A 22,033-nucleotide genomic window follows, 5' to 3' on the forward strand; every position below is an offset into this window, starting at 1 on the left:
TCGGTCTGGACCCGATCCGCGATCTCCATACAGGCCAGCAGCCGTGATGATGGCTGCATCAACAGGCCGGACACACGGAAGCACCTGAACCTGCGCGAACAAATCTCTCAAAAACCCACTTGTATCCAGCGGGGCGTCCACACACGGACCATTGTCCACGCGAATGGTCTTGGGCACGCCGCGGATAGACGAGATCGGTGCCATCGCCGCGACGACCTGTTCGCCCTTTATCCCCTTGTCGACGTCAATCGCCAGTGCTTCGCGGGTGTCCGCGTTGCCGCCAGGTCAAGGATGCCCATCACCAGCGGTGTCTGGTCTGGCTTATGCGAGATGTAGCGCACCGACGACCGCCGCCTAGCAACTGCGCCGCTCACTCACGGCATGGGACGCCTGGACGTACGCGACGAGTTCGCGTCGTCTTCCAGGCGTCAGAGCTTTTTTGCCAGAACGTCCTGCAGGATATGTTTGTCGAAGCTGAGGTCCGCAACCACTCGCTGGCTATCATGCAACCTCGAGCGCTAGCACGTCAGTCGGCGATCGAACGCATTTCGCGCTGCGTGCGCAATTGCCCCTGCTGCGCTGATGGCTTCGTGCCCTGGTGCCGGGAGGGGACAAGAAATCATGGCAATCGACTTAGTCGATCATATGGTATCGTCCTGAATCGTCGTTCCGCCTTGCGCGACGTGTCATTTAGCACTGAAATTTGGTGGCACTTACCGCCGACCTCCACAGCCCCAGATATAGAGGCGAGACTTTCGCAAAAAACAAACGCGGGCGATGGCGCTGTCAAACCAACGTGGCGCTGCCACGCGCAATGTGCTGCGTCGCAGGCCGTCACCCTTCCGACCGATTACCGCCACGTGCTGCGGCCGAAAGCGCGTTTGCACGGGCATGCGCCAGTACGGCCTCTGGCGGTTCGCCACGGCAGGCTATAATCCCTGCCGACGCGGTAACCGTGCCGATCCATTCTCCGGTTCCCCGGAGCTTCAACTGACGAGCCCTAAGCGCCGCGAGCGCGTCCTCGACGAGTAGACGAGCGGCCGTTGTTGCAAGATTGGTCGCTACGATAATGAACTCGTTGCCGGTCCAACGGATCAGTTCCTCTTCCGGAAATACCTGTCGCAACGTCGCGGCGAACGCACTGAGGACGTTGTCACCAACCCCACGCCCGAACCGCTCGTTGACGCCGATCAGATTGTCGATGCTGAACATCATCATCACGTAGGTACGACCATGCTCGGCAAACTGGTCGAACAGCGCTCGCGCGCCGCTCTGATTGAGTGCCTGCGTCAATTCGTCGCGGTTGGCGTTTGTACGTCGCTGGACGGAACTGCCGACCTCATTTCGTAAAGCTAGAAATTCGTTTCGCAATTCTGCTAAGTCGCGCTCTGCATCAGACAAGCGCGCAACAAGCTCTCCCGTGCTTTTCGGCCAATGCTCCGCCTGCTCCACCATCGTTCCTACATCACGGCCGAGCGCTTCGGTGAGATCATGGGCATCCGACGTCAGTGTGCCGAGCTCCTTTGCTTGGCGCGCAACGGTTCGTTCGCGTTCATCAAGGGCTGTATTCAGGTTCCGCAATGAATGGCGCTCGACGAGTTTCAGCATTGCATCGGACGTCAGCCGCAAGCCTCCATACGTCTGTTCGTTGACCTCGCGTGCCAACTCTGACGCTGGAACTTTTATATAGCGGAGCGCAAATTCATAATTTTCGGCGTCCGGATATAAATGATGGCGTTCGAGGAAATCGAGAGCTTTCCGCGCTTGCTCAAAGAACGCCTTCATGCCGATCTTTGCCTTAAATTCGTCTGATGGTTGCAACGCATGGTATAAAAGCGGCGTTCCATGTCAACTAATTGTAAAAACTACAATCATAGGATCCTACCATTTTATATGGTCATTGAGTGGAACGCCAACACAATTTATCTAAATCCGTGGCCGCCAAGAAGGTGAACCTGTTCAAGAAGCCTTGATTAGGGATCAGACTCATTCACAGCCGGAAGGCGACGGCCGTTGCGAGAGCTACGGCTGAGAGGAAGTTGGCGGCGAGCTTGTCGTAACGGGTAGCGATGCGGCGAAAGTCTTTTAGGCGGCAGAAGGCATTCTCGACGAGGTGGCGGCCGCAGTATCGCTGTTTGTCGTACCGAATGGGGAATGACGGGGATGGCGCCTGCCCCACGGAGCGAACGGCGCAGGCTATCGGCATCGTAGCCTTTGTCGCCGAGTAGGTACCGCATGCGACCGGCGCGTTCGAGAAGGGCGGGCGCTGCCTTGATGTCGCTGACCTTGCCCGGCGTCAGCATCAGCGCATAGGGACGACCGACGACGTCGGTGAGTGCATGGATCTTGGTGGTCCAGCCACCCCGGGACCGCCCGATCGCTTGCGCGGAGCGCCCCCTTTTGCGCCAAATGCAGCGCGTTGGATCTTGATGTACGTGCTGTCGATCGCGGTGCTTCTTGTCACGACGCCCACGTCGACCAGAGCAGCGAGCAATTTCACCCAAAACCCCCGCTGCGACCAGCGGTTGAAGCGATTATAGATCGTCGTCGACGGACCGTAGTCCACCGGGCAGTCGCACCACCGGCAGCCGACCTTCAGCACGTGAATAATCCCCGAAATCACCCGTCGGTCATCGACCCGCCGGGCGCCGGGCTGGTTCTTCGGCAGATGCGGCTCGATCGCCTTCCATGCCTCGTCCGATAACCAGAACAACGCCATCTACCGCCTCCATCGTCACACGCTCTGTGAGTCAGGAAGCCCTCTTCAAATCAATAGCCTGATCGGGTTTGAGCCCTAATCTCGACATCATGCTTGAGAAGAACGGCTTCATCGCGGATTCAAGCAAGACTTATTTGGTCGGTACCGCGCCGCCTGCTGCGAAGCGACTTGTACGAGTTGCACAGGAGGCAATCTGGAAGGGCATAGGCCAAGTGTGACCGGGCGCGCATATTGGCGACATCGGCTTTGCGATCGAGCGCCACGCCAAAAAGCATGGTTATTCGGTCGTGCGTGAATTTTGCGGGCACGGTATCGGACGCGAAATGCACGAGGAAGCACTGCTGGCGGGTATCACCAGCGACGACGTCATTCTCAACATCCTTGCCCATCGGCGCGAGCCGCCACGACCGTTGGCCATCGTCACACCCGAGGACCTGGCGCGATACGGCACGATCATCTGCGATCTGGAGCGGCGAAAGCCGATCAGCCTGCTCCCGGATCGTGAACCGGCAACGGCTCAGGCATGGCTTACTACCTAGCCGCAGATCACAGTCGTCGCCCGGGACCTTGGTGGTGCGTATGCGCGGGCTGCCGCGAAGGCCTTGCCGCACGCAGTCCAAGTCGCAGACCGCTGGCATCTGATGGAGAATGCGAGCCACGCATTCCTCGAGGCGGTCCGCCCGGTCGATGCGCCAAATCCGCCGATCCGTCGGCGCCATGACCACAAACCCCGCCCTGCTGACAGCGGCAGACCGAAGGACAGATCACCAAGCTCAAGTTGGTCAAACGCCAGATGTACGGACGCGGTAAACTGGACCTACTCGAAGCGCGATTGGTCGGCGCCGCGTGGCTTTAAGATCATCAAATGTGCGTCAGAGCCCTTTTCCACGCCGATCCACAGCCAATAACGACAAACTCGGAGCTAACTGTTCAATATCTGCTACGTTATCGATTAGAGCGTGGATTGTTTTCGCAAACGCGATGATTTGATGGGTCATATCGTCGCAAAAAGTGCTCGCGCAAACGGATACTCTAGGAAGAGCCAATGATAGAAAAGCTGCGAGTAGGAGTGCGGCGAAAGCCACGATCCAAGCAAATCTCTGCCTCACAAGCCGTACCTGTTCCGCAGTTAAAGACACTCGCCCCATCGGCTGTTTACTGCTAAACGTTAGCATATCTCGGATATAATGTGCTTTTATTTCACAATGCCAAGCCTAATCAAACTCGAGGGGCAGCCGCGATCTCACGCTGTGTAATGCTTCGCGCCACCGCGGTAATCACTTGGTTGCGGCCCGCCCGCTTCGCACGAAGCAGAGCAGCATCAGCGGTCTGCACGAGGTTTTGCCAGTCAGTGTGTCCCGGCGCGCAGGCAAGACCCACGGACACCGTAATCGGTCCGAGATCTCTGCCCTCGTGTTTCAGGCGCAGGCCGGCGATGCGGCTCCTGATCTCTTCAGCTCGTCGCGCTGCAAGCTCTTCTGTCACATCGGGTAGCAGCATGAGGAATTCCTCGCCCCCGTACCGGAACACCAGTTGGACGTCCCTCACCGTTTCCCTCAGAATTTGGCCGACGGCGCGGAGCACTGCATCACCGGCATCATGCCCGTGCTCATCATTGAAGCGTTTGAAATGGTCGACATCGACCATTGCGCAGTAGATGGCAGAACTCGTTCGTTCCGCCTTCGCAAGCTCGCTGGCGAGCACCTCCTCAAGTTGGCGCCGATTAGGCAGCGACGTTAGAGGGTCCATCATTGCCAGCGATCGCAGCGCTTCACGCAGCCGCAAGTTGTCTAGCGCAAGTCCGACATTCTCACCGAGCAACTGAAGATAGGCCTCGTTAAGCGGTGTCAACGAGCCATGTGTCCGGCGCTCGAGATACAGCATGCCAAGCGTGCCGTGCTGCCCTAAAAGCGGCAGGCACAGGGTTTCAGGCGGGGCGCCCCCCCCAAGAAGGTGGCCGCAAGGGACATCGAAACCGATGCCTGAGGGACGATGCGCCGCGCCGCGGCGCAGGCTCCAACAAGCTAGCGGAGAGAACTCGGCAGCAGAGAGCAGCGGCTTTAGCCACGAGCAACCCTCGACAAGCATGTTGCGGCTGGCATCGAACAGGTAAAGCCTGCCGGCCAGCTCCGGCGCGACTTCAGGCGCGAAACGCCTGACCACGTCCATCAATTCCGTGACCGTATCGCAGCCTTGCATCCGTTGCGTCATGCGGGACAGAAGGTCTCGGACAGTACGATCTGCGTCGCGTTCGCGTTCGAGACGCTGGCGTTCGATCCCGTTTTCCCTGAACACGCGCAGCGCCTGCGCCATATCCCCGATCTCATCAATCTGGTCGTACTGCGGCGGTTCGGCATCGTAATCCTGCGCCGCCAACCGACCGATGACATCGCTGAGTTTGACGACGGGGTGCAGGATGCGTCGTCGAAACACGAAGTAGAGGACACATAGGAACAGCAGGCCTGTGACGGCCAACATGACCTCTGAGGCCGAGCGCCAGACTCGCGAAGCCTTCTCCGCCGCGCGCAGGTTGTCGGCGGTGCGTTGATCAAGCCGGTATTGGAACCGTTCCACCGCTGCCCGCGATCGGTCGAGCTCACGTTCATACTCGGGGGCAAACAGGATGCGAGAAGCAGCAAGGGCGTCGCCTCGACGCCGCTCTACGATCGCCTGTTTTTGCTGTACCTGAAGGGAGTCCGCCCACCCCAGGGCCTCATGCAGGCTATGCAGCTCGTCCGCCCCCGCGCCGGCATCCCTTATACCCCGCGTCCGGGCCTCGACTGTTCCCAGCTCACGCCGGACTTCCTCGTATGCCAGCAGGTCAGACGCGTCGCCGTTGATGGCGTACTGGCGAGCAAGCTCGCTAAGTGCGAGTACGTCATCCTCGATTGTCGAGGTCGCGCGATCAAGAGCGTAGCGCTGGCCGACAGCGGCCCGCTCCTGCTGCTGTGCCGAGGAGGCAAGCAGCATTGTGGCGCCGGACGTCAGGGTTAAGACGACTGTCGCCCCATATGCCCAGTTCGTGATAGCTACCAAACGCATGCAGCAACATTAGCGAGTCCCGACTATCAGACGGTTAACAGGTTTTGCGAACACTGCCGAGCTTCTGAATTCCGCGCCATACCCACAAGGATAAGCACCTACTGGACCCCGATCCAGCCGTTCACGACCCTTCCCTCGCTCCCCAAATGCAGACACTGGTTTAACTTCGCGATGTGATGCAACTGCAAGCTCACTTTAACGCTGCGTTCTCGCACCGCAGGCGTCGCGCCCGCGAAAGTCTGCTATGGGAAGCAATGTTCGAAGCAACCGGCCGCGATGGCGGTTGAGATAGAACCTTGCCGCCCTTTCACGATGCGTGCCGCTTACCGTTTGCTCTCTGCCATGGGGCCTGGCCTTCGTCAGTATCCTCTCGCACAGCCGTGATGTCCGACGGACTAACGTCAATCAAACCGATTTCGGCGCCGTTGATTATAAACCTTCGACGAACAGCCCGATGCAAAAGCTTCTGGCGGCCGCCCTCATCGAGATCTTGGCCATCTTGCAGCAAGCGCTCGTGGGCCGATGCCGGTAGTACACCTCGCACTACCGTCACCTTCGGCAGAAATACCCCCGGAAGCCCCCCGTCATCGACTGTGAATTCAAACTGTCGATCAGCATGCAACATGTACGCATCCGATAGAGGCCGCAGGTTGACGGCTCGTGGAGCCGGGCTGGCGTGTCATTCCTTGTCGAGGAAGGCCTCGAAACCTTCTTCGGCCTGCGCGCTCTGGAAGGCTGCATCAGCGTCGCGATCGGTTTCGAACTGGTCGTCCCAGACGATCGAGGTGTTGTGATCGTTGACCACTTCGAGAGACCACCCTCGCTCGGTAGCTAGACGGACGATGTGGACTTCCAATCGCCTGCCGCCTCGCTCGATCGACCGGTTCAGTGAGGACTCGATCAGTTCGGGTTCGGGTTGAGGATCGGTCATCAGGCAGCCTCTTGCACGAGCGGCATTTTGCGAAGGCGGGTCCATTCCCAAGGCAGCAGCTCGTGAAGCCGGGACTGCGGTAGATCAGCGATGCCGACAAGTACGTCGGTAAGCCACGCGAGCGGCACCTGCTCACTCGAGGTGTTCCGAAAATCATGCGCCTTCGGTTAATGAATCGGACGCGTTATCAAGGGCGTCTAGGGCCTCACTGATCAGTGCAGCGACAGCGGTTAGCGCAGATGCCTCAGCCTCAACCAATGCATCCTCAAGATGCTCTCTAATCATCGCTCAGGCCAATGAAATCAGGCATGTCAATGGACGCTGGTCCACAGGCGCGGCCGGCGAGATCTTTTGCGCGCATTTGTGCATCTCCTGCCCGGCTGACCGGACTCCAATATGGACTTATGTCCATATTGGAGTCCGGCTCTCATTGCAATGGCACGCTGTCAGCAGAGTTGGGCAGTCAAAGCTTTGCCTGCACCGCCAATCGCACTGCTTCCATGGTCGACGCGAGGTTCAAGCGACGGACGAGAGCGACACGGTGCATCCTGATGGTCTTCTCCGTGAGTCCAAGCTCCACTGCGATCTGCCTGCTTCGCATGCCACGAACCATTAGCTTCAGCACGGTTCGCTGCTTAGGGGTAAGTTCAGCCAACGCCGACACTGCCCCGGATCGCCCGTCGTTGCCACCGTCGAGCACTTCCATCTGTGTGCCGACGTAATAGCCCGGTTGACCATTTTCGTTAAGGATAGGAGCGATCATCACCGCGTTTATGAAGCTCGAACCATCCTTCCGGTAATTAAGAAGCTCGACACATACGGATGTACCCATTTCAACCGCAACCCCAAGCTGTGACGATTTATGACGATCCGTTCCCTTCCCGGACAATATTCGACAGTTTACCCCCAACAAATCCGATTGCTGGTATCCCGTAAGTAATTCGAAGCTTCGGTTAACTGCTATGATCGGATTATCCGGCAGGGCAGGATCAGTGACCACGGTAGCGAGGGGCGATATTCGAATCGAGGCGATCAGCGCCTTGGCTTCATGTTTCGGCATCGACGTGACGTTCTCTCCGCAAGGCTCTTTCGTCCCGGCTACCATCTCCGGGTCGCGTTCTCCAATGGCTGTAATGCTTTCTCTCGATGGGTAGGTCCGGAGTGAGTTTGCACCCGTCCGGTTAATTAGGCCCGCTGCTTGTTTCCGGGGCTGCCGACTACCTCATCTCTGTTTCTATATCCCCTTCGCCGCAATGGTTCGTAAATTTTGGCGGACGCCGAGCCCGCGTTGTCGAGGAAAGCTCGGAAAGAGCCGCACGTCCTCCTCTGGAGCGCCGGATCTCGACCGCGGCGATAGGCGCTGCGCTGGCCATGTCATCACCCGCGACGGCTTTTCGTTGGATGAGAAAATGGGACTGATTGGCATTAACGGATGACTGCTTTCGGGCCGGGGGTCGCCAAGCTGAGCGTCCTACATTGGGCGTTTTGGTCCGACCCGGCTTTCTCGCGAGGGAGGGCTAGTGGGATAACTGGCGTTGTTCAGTCAGCCCCGCTCCTCATGTGCCGCGCTTTTCTCAGAATCTGTTCCCGAAATCATTTCCCCGGAATGGCCTCATGGAGATGGAGTTTCGGGAAAGCCAAAATGGCTGCGAGAGGTCCACGTTGGGGCACTTCCGATTGCCGGCCCCCCTGTCCCGCTCCGCTGCAGATTACGACACTGATCGATTTAGCGCTGGTTCCTTTTGAGTGTGCCTTTTGAGGACTGGCCGGTAGCTGGTACTTTATAGTCGCGAAGATCACTCAAAAAGGACTGGACAAACAAGCACCACGTATAGAGGACTAAGCCGTGTTCATACGTGCCTACCTCCGCGCCTCCACCTCCGAACAGGACGCGTCACGTGCCCGTGGCATCCTTGATGCGTTTGCGGTTGAGCAAGGCCTGCGGATCGCAGCGCGCTATGTTGAGAATGAGAGCGGCGCCAAGTTGGATCGGCCCGAGCTGTTCCGGTTACTGGCCGACTGCGAACCCGGTGACGTACTGTTGGTCGAGCAAGTCGATCGACTGTCCCGCCTCACCTCGCCGGACTGGCTTCGGCTACGCAGCCTGATCGACGCCAAACAGGTTCGTATTGTCGCGCTCGATCTGCCGACTTCGTGGAGCCTGACGGCGCCGGCCGACGAGTTCACCGGCCGCATGTTTGCCGCGGTCAACGCGATGATGCTCGACGTCCTCGCCGCGGTCGCACGCAAAGACTATGAAGATCGGCGTCGCCGTCAGGCCGAGGGTACCGCCAAGGCCAAGGCAGCCGGACTTTATAAAGGGCGTCCAGAGAACAAGACCCGCAACGCCGCGATTTCTTCGCTGTTGGGCAACGGCCGCAGCTGGCGGGAGATTATGGACGCGACAGGCTGCAGCCGCACCCTGCTCGCGAAGATCGCTCGCGATCGCCGGCTGCTTAAGGTCGAGCTTGCGTCGGAAGGGGACGGCTAACACGGAGCCCCCCCCTCGCCTGCCGGTCTACCAAGCCAGCATTTAGAAGAGTGAGCACCTCTCGCCCAACTGTCTAATCTGGGTGGTATCAATACGACATGTTCACGGGCGCCAGCGATCAGTCAAAATGAGGTTGTCAGGCAGGGTATACCCAGAATGACCGATTCCAACGATCATGCCATCGGCAAAGTTAGAATTTAAGTTAAGGCGATACGGCTGGGCCGTTTCGACTAAGAAGAGTCATCGGCGTGATCCTCTGACATGAGGCCACATGTAGCCCGCCGACCTGTGCGGAAGCATGGAATTAGCGACGCCACGTTGCAAGTCGCGGTACAGCGGGCTGCCGAGTCCGACGCTGCGCGGTTGCGAACCCTAGAGGATAAGAACCGACGACTGAAGAAACTGCTAGCGGAGTCGATGCCGGACGTGTCGGCACTGAAGGATCTGCTGGGAAAAACTGACCAGGTCTGCAGGGCAATGCGCTGCGGTGGAGAAACTGATGGCTGACGGGTTCTCCTAGCATCGTGCTTCTAGGCTGATGGGGGGGCAATCGGCCGGCATGGCAATATAAGCCGCTTCGCGTGAACGATGTTGCTGTCCGCGAGCGGATGCGTGAGATCGCAAATGAGCGGCGCCGATTCGGCTATCGGCATCTTGCGATCCTGCTCAGACGCAACGGAAAGGCATGAAACTGAAAACGGTCTATCGGTTGTATCGCGAGGAGCGGGAGTACGGTGCGCAAGCGTGGCGGCCGGAACCGCGCTTTGGGCACGCGGGCGCCGATGCCGATCCCGCAGCAACCCAACAAGCATTGGTCGTTCAAATCGCCCCGATTAGTATCGAAACTGCTACATTGTTAGGTCGACGCAACTACGCTGCTGCCTGTTTCGTGAGCGCCTCGATAAATGTTTGAAAGTTGAGATGGAGATGTGCTGATAGAGGTCAGCTTCGAGTCCTAGCTTGAGACGATGGCGAGGATCGCGGAAAGTTGGGTGTTGCAGGCCGCGCGGTTTGGCGCCGGGTTTTTCGCCACCGTGGCCGATGAAATCGCTTGCTAACGCCCCGGCCATGAACGAAAGGTCGATAACAATCGCTTGCAGGGGGCTTCGTGCGACTTATTTTAGCGACCGCAATGCTTTTGAGCATGCCGCTTCCTGCGTCTGCTGAGACTACTAGTTATGGCTACGACGTGTTCGGCCGACTGGTTGGCGTAGGTCGTTCGGTTGGACCAATGGATGGCCGGCGCGACGACATTTACTTTGATTCTGTCGATAATCGATCAACCTTCTATAGTCGAGACATTCGCATAACGCTCCCGGCAGGCCAATCCATATCGTCGCCGGACGGAAGAACGATATTAGCTATGCAAGCTGATGGAAACCTCGTCGTTTATTTTCAAGGTAAGGCGCTATGGTCATCAGAGACTTATGGCACAGGCGCTAATCGTATGGTCATGCAAAGCGACGGTAACCTGGTCCTCTATACTGCATCAAACTCTGCCCCTTGGAGCACCGGTACAGGCCAAAACTTCTTCGGGTCAATACTAGCCGTCCAGGATGATGGAAACGTCGTACTGTACGACACGTCTCGGACGCCCATTTGGCAAGCGGGTACTGGTGGTCATTAATGTCCAGTGATTTTTGGTATAAAAGGGTCGGAGCTTGAGCTTATATTTGCCTGGTCGGACAGCGGCTTGTGTGTCGGCAGCAGTACACTGCGTTAGCATGTCCAATAGTCTCGTTAGCAGTATTTTGAGCGGTCCTGAAGGCGTCATCATCTTTGAGCAAGCGGGTGAGCGGGCGTCACCCGAGTTGCGCTACGCAAGCACCTCCAAAGCGCCAGGCACTGGGTCAGCAGCCCGCCCGCCAAAGCAGCTATGCTCGAATGATTGTTTACCGCTCAAGCCCCAAAATCACTGGCGAAGATAGTCGGTTCGGAAGAGTGCCCGGATAGTTTTACCTGTCGAAGTAGCACTGCAGCTCATCTTTTTAGATAATATCTTCGGCGCCGACTAAGATCGGTTGACTCGTGGCGACTTCGGTATTGTTGCGAGGCCAGAACAGAACATTAGGGTCATAAAGGGGTGGTAATGAGAGGTCGCAAACTTGCGATGGGGCTGCTGCTCGCAGGCTCGGCGCTTTCGTCAACGGCAAAGGCACAGTCAGTCACTGATGCGGTGCCGCCTGAGCGGCAAAATCTGGATGCACTTTACGTCGATAGAGTAAGCGGGCGGCCGTTCGTGCCGCATCCAGTTTTAGCGATCGGTCCGTCAGGTCGTGGCGGCCTATCGGTTCGCGGTACCGCTGGCTATGCAAGCAATGAGTCGGACAATGGCGGTGCATCTGGCGGTGCGGGTACCAACTGGGGCTTGGTAATCTACATCAGTGGCGCCAACTATAATGTCGGCCTTGGGCAGACTTCGGAGAGGTTTGTCAAATCCGGCTCTGCGTTTGCGTCTGCAAGCAATACGGGGGCTACTTTAACTCAATCGGGACAGGGTTACATATATACAAGTGCCGATGGCACAATCATAAATTACGACGTGATTGGCAAATCGACATTCGAGTCCCTAGCGGCAGCTCGAGCATCCACGATTACGTACCCTACTGGAGAAAAAGTAACCCTTGCATGGACCTACTCACGTTATTGCACAACGAATGATGATGTGTGCAAGTCGAGGCAGACCCGCGTTCGTCTACAGTCGGTCACTAATTCATCCGGTTACCAGCTCCATTACAATTACGCTGCTGATACCATTGATTATCCCAGCATTGCGCCGAGCTTTAACCGACTTTTATCTATATCGGGCATCAATCTGGCCTATGATTATTGTGATCCGTTAGCCGGGTCATGCTCGACGCCGAACCAAACGCCGCTTACCATGTCTTATGCGTCATCGTCATCAAGCGACGGTTATGTGACGCAAGTGACGACATCTGGGGGCCGGGTTTGGAAGTATGTCTTAAATGCAATCAGTTTGACGGTTCAACGCCCGACAGCCAGCACTCCACATACCACCTACTCCCTGGTTGGAGGGTCCGTATCGGCGGTAAATCATGACGGCGTCTACGATCTATACGAACAGTCCCGCGATGCGTCCGGCAATCTGGTTGTCAAGGTAACAACCAATCCTGGCGGTTTAAACTTGGTCAGTACTACCGTCGGTGATCCAAATCTATTCGTAATTCGATCAACTGAGGTTCAGGTAAACGCTAACCAAACTAGTTTGTAACCAGCCGACATCAACCACCGATGGGCTGGGGCGGGTGACCGACTACGTTTATGATGGTCGTAACGGTGGCGTGGCGACCGTGACTTTGCCGGCGCCGACCTCGGGGGGCGTTCGGCCCGTTACGACGTACCGGTACGATGTAGTCCAGGCGAACTACCGTAATGCGGTCGGGAATATTGCAGCATCTGGCGTCCCGGCGTGGCGGGTCACGCGCATATCCTCATGTCGCACCCAGGCGAGTTGCGCTGGTACCGATGACGAGGTTCGTCAGTCGTTTAATTACGGTGCCCAGGACGGTACGACACCTGGGAATCTGCTGCCTTCCGACAATTCGATCGGATCTGGGACAAACCCCGGCATGTCGATTACGGGCTACAGCTATGATGCCGCTGGAAATACGACTGTAGTCGACGCGCCACGCGCAGACGCCGATGATCGGACGCTTCTGCGCTACGGACCGGACCGTGAACTTACTGGCGTAGTCGGCCCCGATCCAGATGCTGGCGGGCCCCGCAGGCGACGTGCGCAGCGCATGAGCTATAACAGCGATGGGCAGATCACGATGGTGGAAACCGGCCTTGTTAGCGGCACCTCAGACGCAGACTGGCAAGCGTTTTCCATGCTGCAACGTGTAGTTACAGGCTACGATTCAGAAGCGCGAAAAGCCCTAGTGTCGACCTGGGGAGCGAGTTCCGGTACCGACGATGCAACCCAATATAATTACGATGCTGGCGGACGTCTCTATTGCACCATGCAGCGTATGAACCGCGATGTGTACAACGCGCTGCCAGATTGCAGGCTGTCCGCAACAGGCAGGTTTGGACCCGACCGGCTTTCTCTGACAACGTATGACGGCGCTAACCGGCCGGTAAGCGTGACCACGGGATATGGCACCGGCGCCGCTCGTGTTGAGGCGCGGTATGCCTATACGCCAAATGGTAAACTTGCCAGTGTCATGCCCGCAAACGGGATGACTACCAGCTACGTCTATGACGGCTTCGATCGATTGTCCCTAACTTATTATCCAAGCACCGACGGGTCGGACTACGAGCAATTGACCTACGACGCGGCAAGTAATGTAACCGTAAGACGGGAGCGTGACGCCCGCCTTATTGGGTTCGTCTACGACGCGCTAAATCGCCGAACCGCCATTCATCTTTCTTCCGACGTGGCTGGCAACGCCAATCGCGACTACAGCTACGATCTGGTCGGCAACCTCTTATCGGCATCGAGCGGTGGCGCCGGGTTCAGCACAAGCACCAGCTTTACCTACGACGCGGTCGGACGGAAGCTGACCGAAACATCTCAGTTGAACGGTGGAGCAGCCAAACAGAAAAGCTACCGGTACAATGGAGCGAACATGCGCATGCGTATGGATCTACCCGATACCGGGCTGTTTTATACGTACGACTATGATGCAGACGGTGCTCTTGCCGGAGTCCGCGAAGGTGGCGGCGGGCGTCTCGCAAGCTTTGCGTATAACGATCTCGGCTTGAGGGCGGTGCGGACGTACCCGAACGGCACAGGCCAGGGAAATGCTTACGATCAGGTATCGCATCTGATCTCAAAGAATCTGGCCTTTGGGGATCAGGGGGCAACGATCACGCTTGGTCAGTATAATCCCGCGGGTCAGATTGGACAGCGCTCGATCGACAATGACGTCTATGCCTGGAGTGAAGGATACCAAGTCACTCGAGATTATGTGACCAATGGTCTCAATCAATATACCGCTGTTGGCGGAAATGCGGTCAGTTACGATCGGCGCGGGAACCTAACCGGATCGGCAAGCGGAAGTTATAGCTACGACAGTTTCAACCAGATGGCGTTCGCCACGTTACTGGGGGGAAAAGCGCAGCAATTCGTGTACGATGCACTGGGGCGATTAGTCTATTCGACTGCCGAAGGTATCCGTTTCGACTATGATGGTAATGACATGATCGGCGAATACGATGGTAACGGAAACCTCTTGCGGCGATATCTGCACGGGCCCGGCCCCGACGAACCGATGGTCTGGTATGAAGGCACAGGACTAACCGACAAGCGCTATCTCGACAGCGACGAACGCGGCTCGATTCTTCGGATCACAGATGGCGGTGGCCGTATCATCGCTACGAACAGCTATGATCCCGCCGGCATTCCGTCTTCCAAGACCCAAGGTCGCTTCCGGTATACCGGCCAGATTTGGCTGCCGACGCTTGGGCTTTATTATTACAAGGCCCGCGTTTACTCTCCTACGCTTGCCCGTTTTATGCAGACAGATCCGATTGGTTATGCTGACGGATTAAACTGGTACAATTATGTTGGAAGCGATCCGATAAATTTAACTGACCCTTCCGGAATGGCCATCAGTTGCACCAACGGATTCCGTCCGGGTTATACTGGCGGTAGCACGTACAATGCTAATTCAGCATCTGGTACAGTTACAGGTTCGAGTTCAGGTAGTGTCTACACCACCTGTAGTGGAACTCCAGATGCTCAAAACTATGAGGGCGTTCATAGTTCGTCATCACAGGGATCAAGTGGTACGCCGCCGCAAATGGTGAAGGACGCAGCGAAGAAGGTAACTTGCGCTGTCGGCACTGCGTTTGATGCAGCTTCGTTCGCTTTGGGTGCAGCAGCTGGCGATGCAATCGATACGGCACTTGATGCGGTGCATGATGTGGTGTTTACGCCGGCTTGTGCAGGTCCGTGTGTAACTCCAGGACAGGCTCGGCAGGCGCTAAATAACCGTGAATTTAGGCGCTGGTTCCATCAAGTGTATAAGCAACAGCAGGGATTTTCTGGGGGTGGAAGAAACAATCCTGATATGAGTCCAGCAGATGTCATGGATGCTTACGGTGAGTGGCAGCAGAATCAGAAAAAACCTAAGCCGAGGTGTTAAAAAATGAATGCTGAAATTGTTGAGCTATCATCGGATGATAGCGATCCTCCTGAAGGAGGGAAATGGGTGCTCATTGAAGAAGACGAAACTGGGGAGTGGTTCGGAACAGGTTTTGGCTCATCGAGTGAAGGAAACGAGACGCTTTATATTTCAAAAGGCGATAGCGACGCGAGCTATGAGGCAGCGATTTCCTCGGCTTCAGATTGGGCAAGGAACAATCACGTAGATACTATCTACGTCCGTCGCCTTTAATTGCCGATCGCCATCCCCACAGCCTTGGAGGGCACGGGGATGGCAATCGTCGCTCCGTTCCGCATCAGCGTCTCGTCGATCGCGCCGACTTCGCGCTGCTGCGCCCTTCGATCGCGCCCACCAACCGCTCGCGGTCATCGGTGTAGATGATCGCGGAGGCCTTGGCGCGGGAGACGGCGACATAGGCTATGTTGGCGTCGACGTTGCTGCGGAACGATTCGAGGTGCGCCATGACGCGCTCGCAGTTGGCCCCTTGGGCGCTGTGGATGGTCCTGACCCAGCCTATTCGGATGTGACGGTCGGCGACGTTGGCCATGTCAAGGGCCTGGCGCTTGCCGTTTTGGAGCGGACGACGAGGATGCCTTCGTCGGGGTCGATCGCGACCACCTCGGCGGTGCGCCCGTTGAGGCGCTTGGCCTCATAGTTGTTGCGGGTGAATTGGATGCGGTCGCCGGTGCGGAACTCTTGGTCGACCTCGGTGAATGCATCGGCATTGGCGGCGCTGCCGTCACCGGGGGACCAGGTGAGCGCCTGCCCCTCGGGGTCGAGCAGGCGAACGGTGCCGCCCTCGGCGTCAACAGACTCGACGCGGTAGCCGGTGTTGCGGCGAGCGTGCCGTCCTCTCGACCTTTACGGAAGATGACGACGGTGCCGGGTCGGTAGCTGGCGGCGCGGGCGCGCGCGGCGTCGGTGAGGCAGACAGATTCGAGTACCGTGACGGTCATCGCGCGCTCGCCCAGCGTGCGGTCGCGGAACAGCTCGGCGCGGATAGCCTCGGTGAGCGCCTGGCTACCCTCGCGGGTCGGGTCTAGGACGAGCGTACGGGCTCGGTCCTTGGGCGACAGGCGCGTGAAGTCGCGGGCGAGCCGCGAACGGCGCACATCGTGGTCGGCCTGCTGGATGACCTTACCACCCCGTCGTCGAGTGCGGCGAATGCGGCTTCGGCGTTGCCGACGAGCAGCGCTTCGACCGCGCGCCTGGTGTCCGGGTTGGACTAGCGGACGATTTCGGCGAGCTTGGGCGTCTCCATGCCGGCGTGCTGCAACTGGCCGAAGGCACGGCCTGCCGAGACGCTACCCAATTGCTGCACGTCACCGACCAGCACAACGCGCGCGCCCTAGTCTCGCGCCTGGGGGAGCAGCGCCTCGGTGTCGCGGGCATCCGACATGCTGGCCTCAACGACGATCTAGATTTCGGGCTTCCTGTCGCCGCACGGTGTGGCGGGACTGGCGGTGAGCATCAGGGCGACGGTCATCGGCTCGCCCGCGATCGCCCGCGCTAGTTCGTCCATAGCCGCCGTTGGGGGCGAGCGCGCGGACGGTGTAGCCGCGCGCCTTGGCGGCGTCGGCTTGGACGCGCAGGACCGTGCCGTCTTGACGGTGCAGACGCTGCCCTGGATGGCGGCAAAGCTGGCTGTCGACAGTTGCACGGTCTTACGCCGGTCCTTAGTGTCGTTTATACACGTACCATTCGGTAGCCGAAAGATACGACCAGTAAGGACGAATACATGCGTTGCAATATTGACTGGCGGCATGCGGCGCTGGGTGCGGCGGTAGGGATAAGCAGTGCCTCCCCGGCGTGGGCTCAGGACATCGGCGACCCCGCTGGTTCCGGTGCTATCGTGTCGGCTGTCCATTGGCTGCAGGGTACTCTGCTTGGCACCGTTGCAACGGTGGTCGCGGTTATTGCGGTCGCAGCGGTTGGTTTTATGATGCTGACCGGACGCATCAACTGGCGTTACGGGGCAACCGTCATCATCGGCTGTTTCATTCTGTTTGGCGCTGCAAGCATTGTTGGTGGGATTCAGTCGACCGCACAGCTTGGCGGGCAATGAGCGACATCGAACGCGATCAGGTGTTCGTCGCGCTGACCCGTCCGCAGATGTTCGCAGGCGTCACTTACAGCTACTTCACGGCGAACGCAGTGGTCGCGACCGAGCTTTTCCTTGTATTTCGAACGACGTGGGTCATAGTGATCGCAGTTGTGATTCATCTCACAGGAGTTGTCCTTTGCGTTCGTGAACCCCGCTTCTTCGACCTTTGGCTCACTAAAATCGGACGGTGCCCGCGTATCCGCAATCATGCGATCTGGCGATGCAACTCTTACCGCCCCTGAGCGGCGACCCGAAGGTCGTCGGTCGCGAGGTCCCCGCCGGCAAACACTTGCCCTACGCGCGCCACGTCAATGAACACACGCTGGAGACACGCGATGGCCTGCTCATGCAGGTCATCGCGCTCCGTGGACTGCTGTTCGAGACTGCGGATACCGACGAGCTCAATTACCGCAAACGCCTGCGTGACGGCATGTTGCAGGCCATCGGCACGTCGCGGTTCGCCCTGTATCATCACATCGTTCGACGACGCGTCGATGTGGCACTGGACGGCGAATTTCCGGACGACTTTTCGAAGCGGTTGGACAGTGCTTGGCAGGCCCGGCTCGGGGAGCGGCAGCTCTACGTCAACGATCTCTACCTGACGCTGGTTCGCCGCCCCCTCCAGGGGCGGATCGGCATGCTCGATGGCATCCGTGATCTTTTCAGCCGCTCTGCTGCAGCCGGTGAGACCGGTCATGATCTGCGCCAGCTCGACACCGCCCGTGAAGCTCTGCTGGCAGCGCTCGGTAGCTACGAGCCGCAGCTGCTGGGCACGTACGACACGCCGGAGGGCCCATGCTCTGAACCCATCGAGTTTTTGTCTCAGCTGTTCAACGGCGAAATGCGCCCTGTTTTGCTGCCGACCCAGGATATCGGCGCGTACCTTCCTTATCGCCGCGTGAGCTTTGGACAGGAGACGATCGAGTTCGGCGCAACAGGTCATCAACCCCGTGATTTTCAGGGTCTCCTGTCCATCAAGGACTATCCCGGCCAGACCAGCGCCGGCATGTTTGATGAGCTGCTCCGGCTACCCTTCGAACTCGTGATCAGCCAGTCGTTCGGCTTCGTCGAACGTCAGGCGGCTCTTGGCCGCATGAACCTTGCGCTCAGGCGGATGCGTTCGGCGGAGGACGAGGCGATAAGTCTGAGAACGAGCCTCGGCACCGCCAAGGACGACGTGGCGGCCGGCCACGCCGGTTTTGGCGAGCACCACATGACGATCGGAGTGCGGGGGAGCACGCCGGTCGCAGTCGATGCGGCTATTGCAGAGGTCCAGGCTACCCTTGCTGATCTCGGCGTCATTGCCGTGCGTGAGGATATCGCTCTCGAACCAGCATTCTGGGCGCAGTTTCCCGGCAATTTCAAATATATCGCGCGTCGTGGTCTGGTATCGACCGCAAATTTTGCAGGGCTTGCGAGCGGGCACAATTTTGCGCTGGGTACGGCAACGGGCAATCACTGGGGTGATGCGGTAACGCTGCTGGAAACCACCGCGGCGGGACCGTATTATTTCAACTTCCACCGCGGCGATCTGGGTAATTTCACCGTGATCGGCCCATCGGGCTCTGGCAAGACGGTCGTCCTCAATTTCCTTCTGGCGCAGGCGCGCCGGTACGATCCGCGTATCGTCTTCTTCGACAAGGATCGGGGCGCCGAACTCTTCATTCGTGCTATTGGTGGGCGTTATGACGTACTCCGGCCTGGCATATCCTCCGGCCTCAACCCGCTTCAGCTGGAGGACACGCCGGCCAACCGCCAGTTCCTCATCGACTGGGTCGCCCAGCTCGCCGGAAACGCCGACCTCGAGGACATCAATCGCATCAAGGACGCGATCGACGCGAACTTTGCCCAACCACCCGGGACGCGCCGGCTGCGGCATCTGGTGGAACTGTTCCGTGGCGACCGACGCCCCGTCGCCGGCGATCTCTGGTCGCGCCTGCGGCCTTGGTGGGGCGAGGGCGAGCGCGCGTGGCTGTTCGATGCGTCCGAGGACAGGACCGATCTCGCGATCAGGGCGATCGGCTTCGACATGACCCAGATCCTCGACGATCCAACGGTGCGCACCCCTGCCATGATGTACCTCTTCCACCGTGTCGAGGAGCGACTGGACGGCAGCCCTGCCATAATCGTCGTCGACGAGGGCTGGAAGGCGCTCGATGACGAGGTATTCGTCCGTCGCATCAAGGACTGGGAGAAGACGATCCGCAAACGCAACGGTATCGTCGGCTTCGCCACGCAGAGCGCTCAGGATGCCCTGGAAAGCCGTATCGCGAGCGCGATCATCGAGCAGGCGGCAACGCAAATTTTCATGGCCAATCCCAAGGCGCAGGCATCGGACTATATCGATGGCTTTGGGCTTACTTCCCACGAATATGAGCTGGTCCGCTCGCTACCCGACAGCGCGCGGTGTTTTCTCATCAAACACGGTAATGAAAGCGTCGTTGCGCGGTTGAGCCTTGCTGGCGATAAAGACCTGCTGACCATCCTGTCGGGACGCGAGCGTACGGTGCGGCTGCTCGACGAAATTCGTAACGAAATCGGCGATGATCCCGAAGCGTGGCTGCCGCTGCTGCTGGAGCGGGCGTGATGGCTGTCTGTCAGACCATACCCGCAGCCGGTCAGTTCGCCAGTGGCCTCATCGGCTATATCGACTGCCAGGCGGTGAATCTCGGGAGCCAAGGCTATGCCGCTCTGGCTGCTTCGGGCTCGACCGCCTCGCTGCTGCTCGTTGCGCTGCTGACGATCTACATAGCGATCATGGGGTATCGGATGCTGCTCGGCGAGATGCCGAGCTTGCGCGAAGGCGTCGTTTCGTTCGTCAAGATCGGGATCGTACTAGCGCTGGCGACGAGCTGGCCCGCTTATCATACGGTGATCTACGATGTCGTACTGCGCACGCCTGGCGAGCTTGCGGGCGAAATTGGCGGTGTGAGCGAACTACCAGGAGCCACAGGCGGATTGTCTGCAAGGCTCGATGGCGTTGACGAGGCGCTCCGGACGCTGTCGATCTACGGCGTCGGCACGCCTCTCATCGATCCGGCCGCACAGGACCCCGCCCAGCGTATCGAGCCATCGCTGTGGGCAGGCTTCGACACCTTTGCGCTTGGCGCCGCGCGTATCGTGTTCCTGGGGACCGCGGCCGGTGGGTTTGCGCTCACGCGCCTTACGGCAGGATTCCTGCTCGCCTTGGGGCCGCTTTTCATAGCATTCCTGCTGTTCGCCGGCACGCGTGGGCTGTTCGAAGGCTGGTTGCGCGCGCTCATCGGCGCAGCGCTGGGCGCGCTAGTGACAGCTATCCTGCTCGGTATCGAATTGGGACTGCTCGAGCCGTGGCTGACCGATCTCGTGGGGCTGCGGGCTTCCGGCATCGCGATTCCGGGTGTGCCAGCCACCTTGCTTGCAACTACCCTTGTTTTCGGCAGCGTATTGGCCGGGTTGCTTGTCGTCACCGCCCGGATTGCTCACGGCCTGCGCCTCCCCGCAGAGACATCCCACCAGTCTGCCGATCGCCAGCGTGATACCAGCTCGACGTTCGCATCGTCCACGACGACCGCGGCAGCACCGGGCTCAGCCCCCACGCCCTCTGAAAGCCGGACCCGCGCTGTGGCCGTTGCCGATGCCGTCGCTGCGACACAGAGGCGTGAGGCTGCAATCGGTGGGCCAGGCAGCGCTGCTGCAGGCAGTTCGGCGATGGGCAGCCGCAGCGGATCCGTTACGGCTGCAAGCGCAGGCGGACCGACCTCCGGCACGCCAATCGGACAGCGGTTCCAACGGCGGACCACGACACGCATATCGGCGAGCAGCCGGCTTCGGGATCGACGCGCATGAAGAAGGACAAGGCGGCACTGGAGGCGTATTTTGCCGAAGGGGACAGTTGGGCCCGTGACCGGAACGACACGCTGCGGCGATCGCGTACGGGTGCATGGATCGTGGCCGGCACAGCCTCCGCCGTTGCGATATTCGAGGCCATCGCGCTCGTCGCACTTGTCCCGCTAAAGACGGTCGAACCCTACACCCTGCTGGTCGACCGCCAGACCGGATACGTACAGGCGCTCAAACCCGTCGATGGCCAGCTCGTCACCAGCGATTCAGCCCTCACCCAGTCCTTCCTCGTCCAGTATGTCATCGCCCGCGAGGGCTATGACTATACCGCGCTGCAGAGCGATTACCGCAAGGTGGCGTTGTGGTCCGGCGGACAGGCCCGCGCCGATTATCTGACGACCATGCAGGCCTCCAACCCGGCAAGCCCGCTTGCCCGGCTTCCACGCTCGACCACGATCGACGTCGAGGTCAAAAGCGTTTCGCCGCTCGGACGCAATGCCGCACTCGTTCGCTTCGACACGCGTCGCAAGGATGCAGGCGGACAGGCGCGTATCCTCGGATCATGGGTAGCCATTGTCCGCTACAGCTATTCAGGGGCGCCAATGAGTGTCGCCGACCGGATGATCAACCCGCTTGGGTTTCGCGTGACCAGTTACCGCCGCAACCCCGAAGTCCTGCCGTCAGTCGAACCAGCCTCCGTTGATAGCAGTGCCCGTCAGGGTATTGGTCCGGCCAGTCCTCGTACATTCGCGCCGACCGTCATGCCCGAAAGGGTGCAGGCGCAATGAGG

General features: G+C 59.0%; 18 protein-coding genes and 5 pseudogenes. 12 read left to right on the forward strand and 11 right to left on the reverse strand.

What is annotated here, in order from left to right; translation table 11 throughout:
• Positions 1-144: 144 nt before the first annotated feature.
• The 4 genes and pseudogenes from U1707_RS19050 to U1707_RS17005 all read right to left on the reverse strand — a co-directional run.
• Positions 145-497: pseudogene (locus U1707_RS19050) on the reverse strand (hypothetical protein); the annotation flags it as partial.
• A gap of 337 nt (positions 498-834) precedes the next feature.
• Positions 835-1,785, reverse strand: coding sequence for a GGDEF domain-containing protein (locus tag U1707_RS16995; RefSeq protein ID WP_332801246.1), 951 nt, complete (start codon positions 1,783-1,785; stop codon positions 835-837).
• A gap of 188 nt (positions 1,786-1,973) precedes the next feature.
• A complete protein-coding gene (locus U1707_RS19055; protein ID WP_443025723.1) occupies positions 1,974-2,411 on the reverse strand; it encodes a transposase in 438 nt (145 codons plus the stop codon).
• A complete protein-coding gene (locus U1707_RS17005; RefSeq protein WP_332801248.1) occupies positions 2,303-2,719 on the reverse strand; it encodes an IS5 family transposase in 417 nt (138 codons plus the stop codon). Before U1707_RS17005 ends, U1707_RS19055 begins: the two co-directional genes overlap by 109 nt.
• A gap of 77 nt (positions 2,720-2,796) precedes the next feature.
• On the opposite strand from U1707_RS17005, the pseudogene U1707_RS17010 reads away from it, so the two are divergent.
• Both U1707_RS17010 and U1707_RS17015 read left to right on the forward strand, forming a co-directional pair.
• A pseudogene (locus U1707_RS17010) lies at positions 2,797-3,054 on the forward strand (M24 family metallopeptidase); the annotation flags it as partial.
• Between the two features lie 105 nt (positions 3,055-3,159).
• Positions 3,160-3,475, forward strand: a pseudogene (locus U1707_RS17015) (transposase); the annotation flags it as partial.
• Between the two features lie 462 nt (positions 3,476-3,937).
• Here U1707_RS17015 and U1707_RS17020 read toward each other — a convergent pair.
• The 4 genes and pseudogenes from U1707_RS17020 to U1707_RS17035 form a co-directional block, all read right to left on the reverse strand.
• A complete protein-coding gene (locus U1707_RS17020; protein WP_332801249.1) occupies positions 3,938-5,761 on the reverse strand; it encodes a diguanylate cyclase in 1,824 nt (607 codons plus the stop codon).
• A 679-nt stretch (positions 5,762-6,440) separates the two neighbouring features.
• Positions 6,441-6,692 (reverse strand): hypothetical protein, encoded by a 252-nt coding sequence (locus tag U1707_RS17025; protein ID WP_332801250.1) that lies wholly within the window; start codon positions 6,690-6,692, stop codon positions 6,441-6,443.
• Positions 6,692-6,817: pseudogene (locus tag U1707_RS17030) on the reverse strand (transposase domain-containing protein); the annotation flags it as partial. The gene U1707_RS17025 and the pseudogene U1707_RS17030, both read right to left, overlap by 1 nt.
• A gap of 338 nt (positions 6,818-7,155) precedes the next feature.
• On the reverse strand, positions 7,156-7,752 hold the full coding sequence (locus U1707_RS17035) for a response regulator transcription factor (RefSeq protein WP_332801252.1): 597 nt from the start codon (positions 7,750-7,752) through the stop codon (positions 7,156-7,158).
• A gap of 786 nt (positions 7,753-8,538) precedes the next feature.
• On the opposite strand from U1707_RS17035, the gene U1707_RS17040 reads away from it, so the two are divergent.
• From U1707_RS17040 to U1707_RS17065, 5 genes and pseudogenes are all read left to right on the forward strand, one after another.
• Entirely contained in the window at positions 8,539-9,183 is a 645-nt protein-coding gene (locus U1707_RS17040) for a recombinase family protein (protein ID WP_332801253.1), read from the forward strand.
• Positions 9,184-9,788: 605 nt separating this feature from the next.
• A pseudogene (locus tag U1707_RS19060) lies at positions 9,789-10,001 on the forward strand (IS3 family transposase); the annotation flags it as partial.
• Positions 10,002-11,272: 1,271 nt separating this feature from the next.
• A complete protein-coding gene (locus U1707_RS17055) occupies positions 11,273-12,415 on the forward strand; it encodes a hypothetical protein (protein ID WP_332801255.1) in 1,143 nt (380 codons plus the stop codon).
• A gap of 34 nt (positions 12,416-12,449) precedes the next feature.
• Positions 12,450-15,296 carry an RHS repeat-associated core domain-containing protein gene (locus U1707_RS17060; RefSeq protein ID WP_332801256.1) on the forward strand — a complete coding sequence of 949 codons (2,847 nt, stop codon included), beginning with the start codon at positions 12,450-12,452 and terminating at the stop codon, positions 15,294-15,296.
• A gap of 3 nt (positions 15,297-15,299) precedes the next feature.
• Positions 15,300-15,548: a hypothetical protein gene (locus tag U1707_RS17065; protein WP_332801257.1), complete on the forward strand. Its 249-nt coding sequence runs from the start codon at positions 15,300-15,302 to the stop codon at positions 15,546-15,548.
• 64 nt (positions 15,549-15,612) lie between these two features.
• Here U1707_RS17065 and U1707_RS17070 read toward each other — a convergent pair whose 3' ends face one another.
• The 3 genes from U1707_RS17070 to U1707_RS17080 form a co-directional block, all read right to left on the reverse strand.
• Complete coding sequence (locus U1707_RS17070) at positions 15,613-15,864, reverse strand: hypothetical protein (protein WP_332801258.1); 252 nt, start codon at positions 15,862-15,864, stop codon at positions 15,613-15,615.
• Positions 15,865-16,542: 678 nt separating this feature from the next.
• The gene (locus U1707_RS17075) at positions 16,543-16,653 is read right to left on the reverse strand and encodes an AAA family ATPase (protein WP_332801259.1); all 111 of its coding nucleotides are present in this window, start codon (positions 16,651-16,653) and stop codon (positions 16,543-16,545) included.
• Positions 16,654-16,734: 81 nt separating this feature from the next.
• Entirely contained in the window at positions 16,735-16,977 is a 243-nt protein-coding gene (locus U1707_RS17080; RefSeq protein ID WP_332801260.1) for a hypothetical protein, read from the reverse strand.
• 78 nt (positions 16,978-17,055) lie between these two features.
• Here U1707_RS17080 and U1707_RS17085 point away from each other — a divergent pair, with 78 nt between their 5' ends.
• From U1707_RS17085 to U1707_RS17105, 5 genes are read left to right on the forward strand one after another with little or no spacing between them, the layout of a single operon-like run.
• Positions 17,056-17,382 (forward strand): TrbC/VirB2 family protein, encoded by a 327-nt coding sequence (locus U1707_RS17085; protein ID WP_332801261.1) that lies wholly within the window; start codon positions 17,056-17,058, stop codon positions 17,380-17,382.
• Positions 17,379-17,663 carry a VirB3 family type IV secretion system protein gene (locus tag U1707_RS17090; RefSeq protein ID WP_332801262.1) on the forward strand — a complete coding sequence of 95 codons (285 nt, stop codon included), beginning with the start codon at positions 17,379-17,381 and terminating at the stop codon, positions 17,661-17,663. Before U1707_RS17085 ends, U1707_RS17090 begins: the two co-directional genes overlap by 4 nt.
• Positions 17,642-20,008, forward strand: a complete 2,367-nt coding sequence (locus U1707_RS17095; protein ID WP_332801263.1) for a VirB4 family type IV secretion/conjugal transfer ATPase — start codon at positions 17,642-17,644, stop codon at positions 20,006-20,008. The genes U1707_RS17090 and U1707_RS17095 overlap by 22 nt, the downstream gene beginning before the upstream one ends.
• On the forward strand, positions 20,008-21,249 hold the full coding sequence (locus tag U1707_RS17100) for a TrbL/VirB6 family protein (RefSeq protein WP_332801362.1): 1,242 nt from the start codon (positions 20,008-20,010) through the stop codon (positions 21,247-21,249). The genes U1707_RS17095 and U1707_RS17100 overlap by 1 nt, the downstream gene beginning before the upstream one ends.
• Positions 21,246-22,031, forward strand: coding sequence for a VirB8 family type IV secretion system protein (locus U1707_RS17105; protein ID WP_332801264.1), 786 nt, complete (start codon positions 21,246-21,248; stop codon positions 22,029-22,031). The genes U1707_RS17100 and U1707_RS17105 overlap by 4 nt, the downstream gene beginning before the upstream one ends.
• Positions 22,032-22,033: the final 2 nt, after the last annotated feature.

The sequence above is a fragment of the Sphingomonas sandaracina genome (genome assembly GCF_036663695.1).
Classification (GTDB): domain Bacteria; phylum Pseudomonadota; class Alphaproteobacteria; order Sphingomonadales; family Sphingomonadaceae; genus Sphingomonas.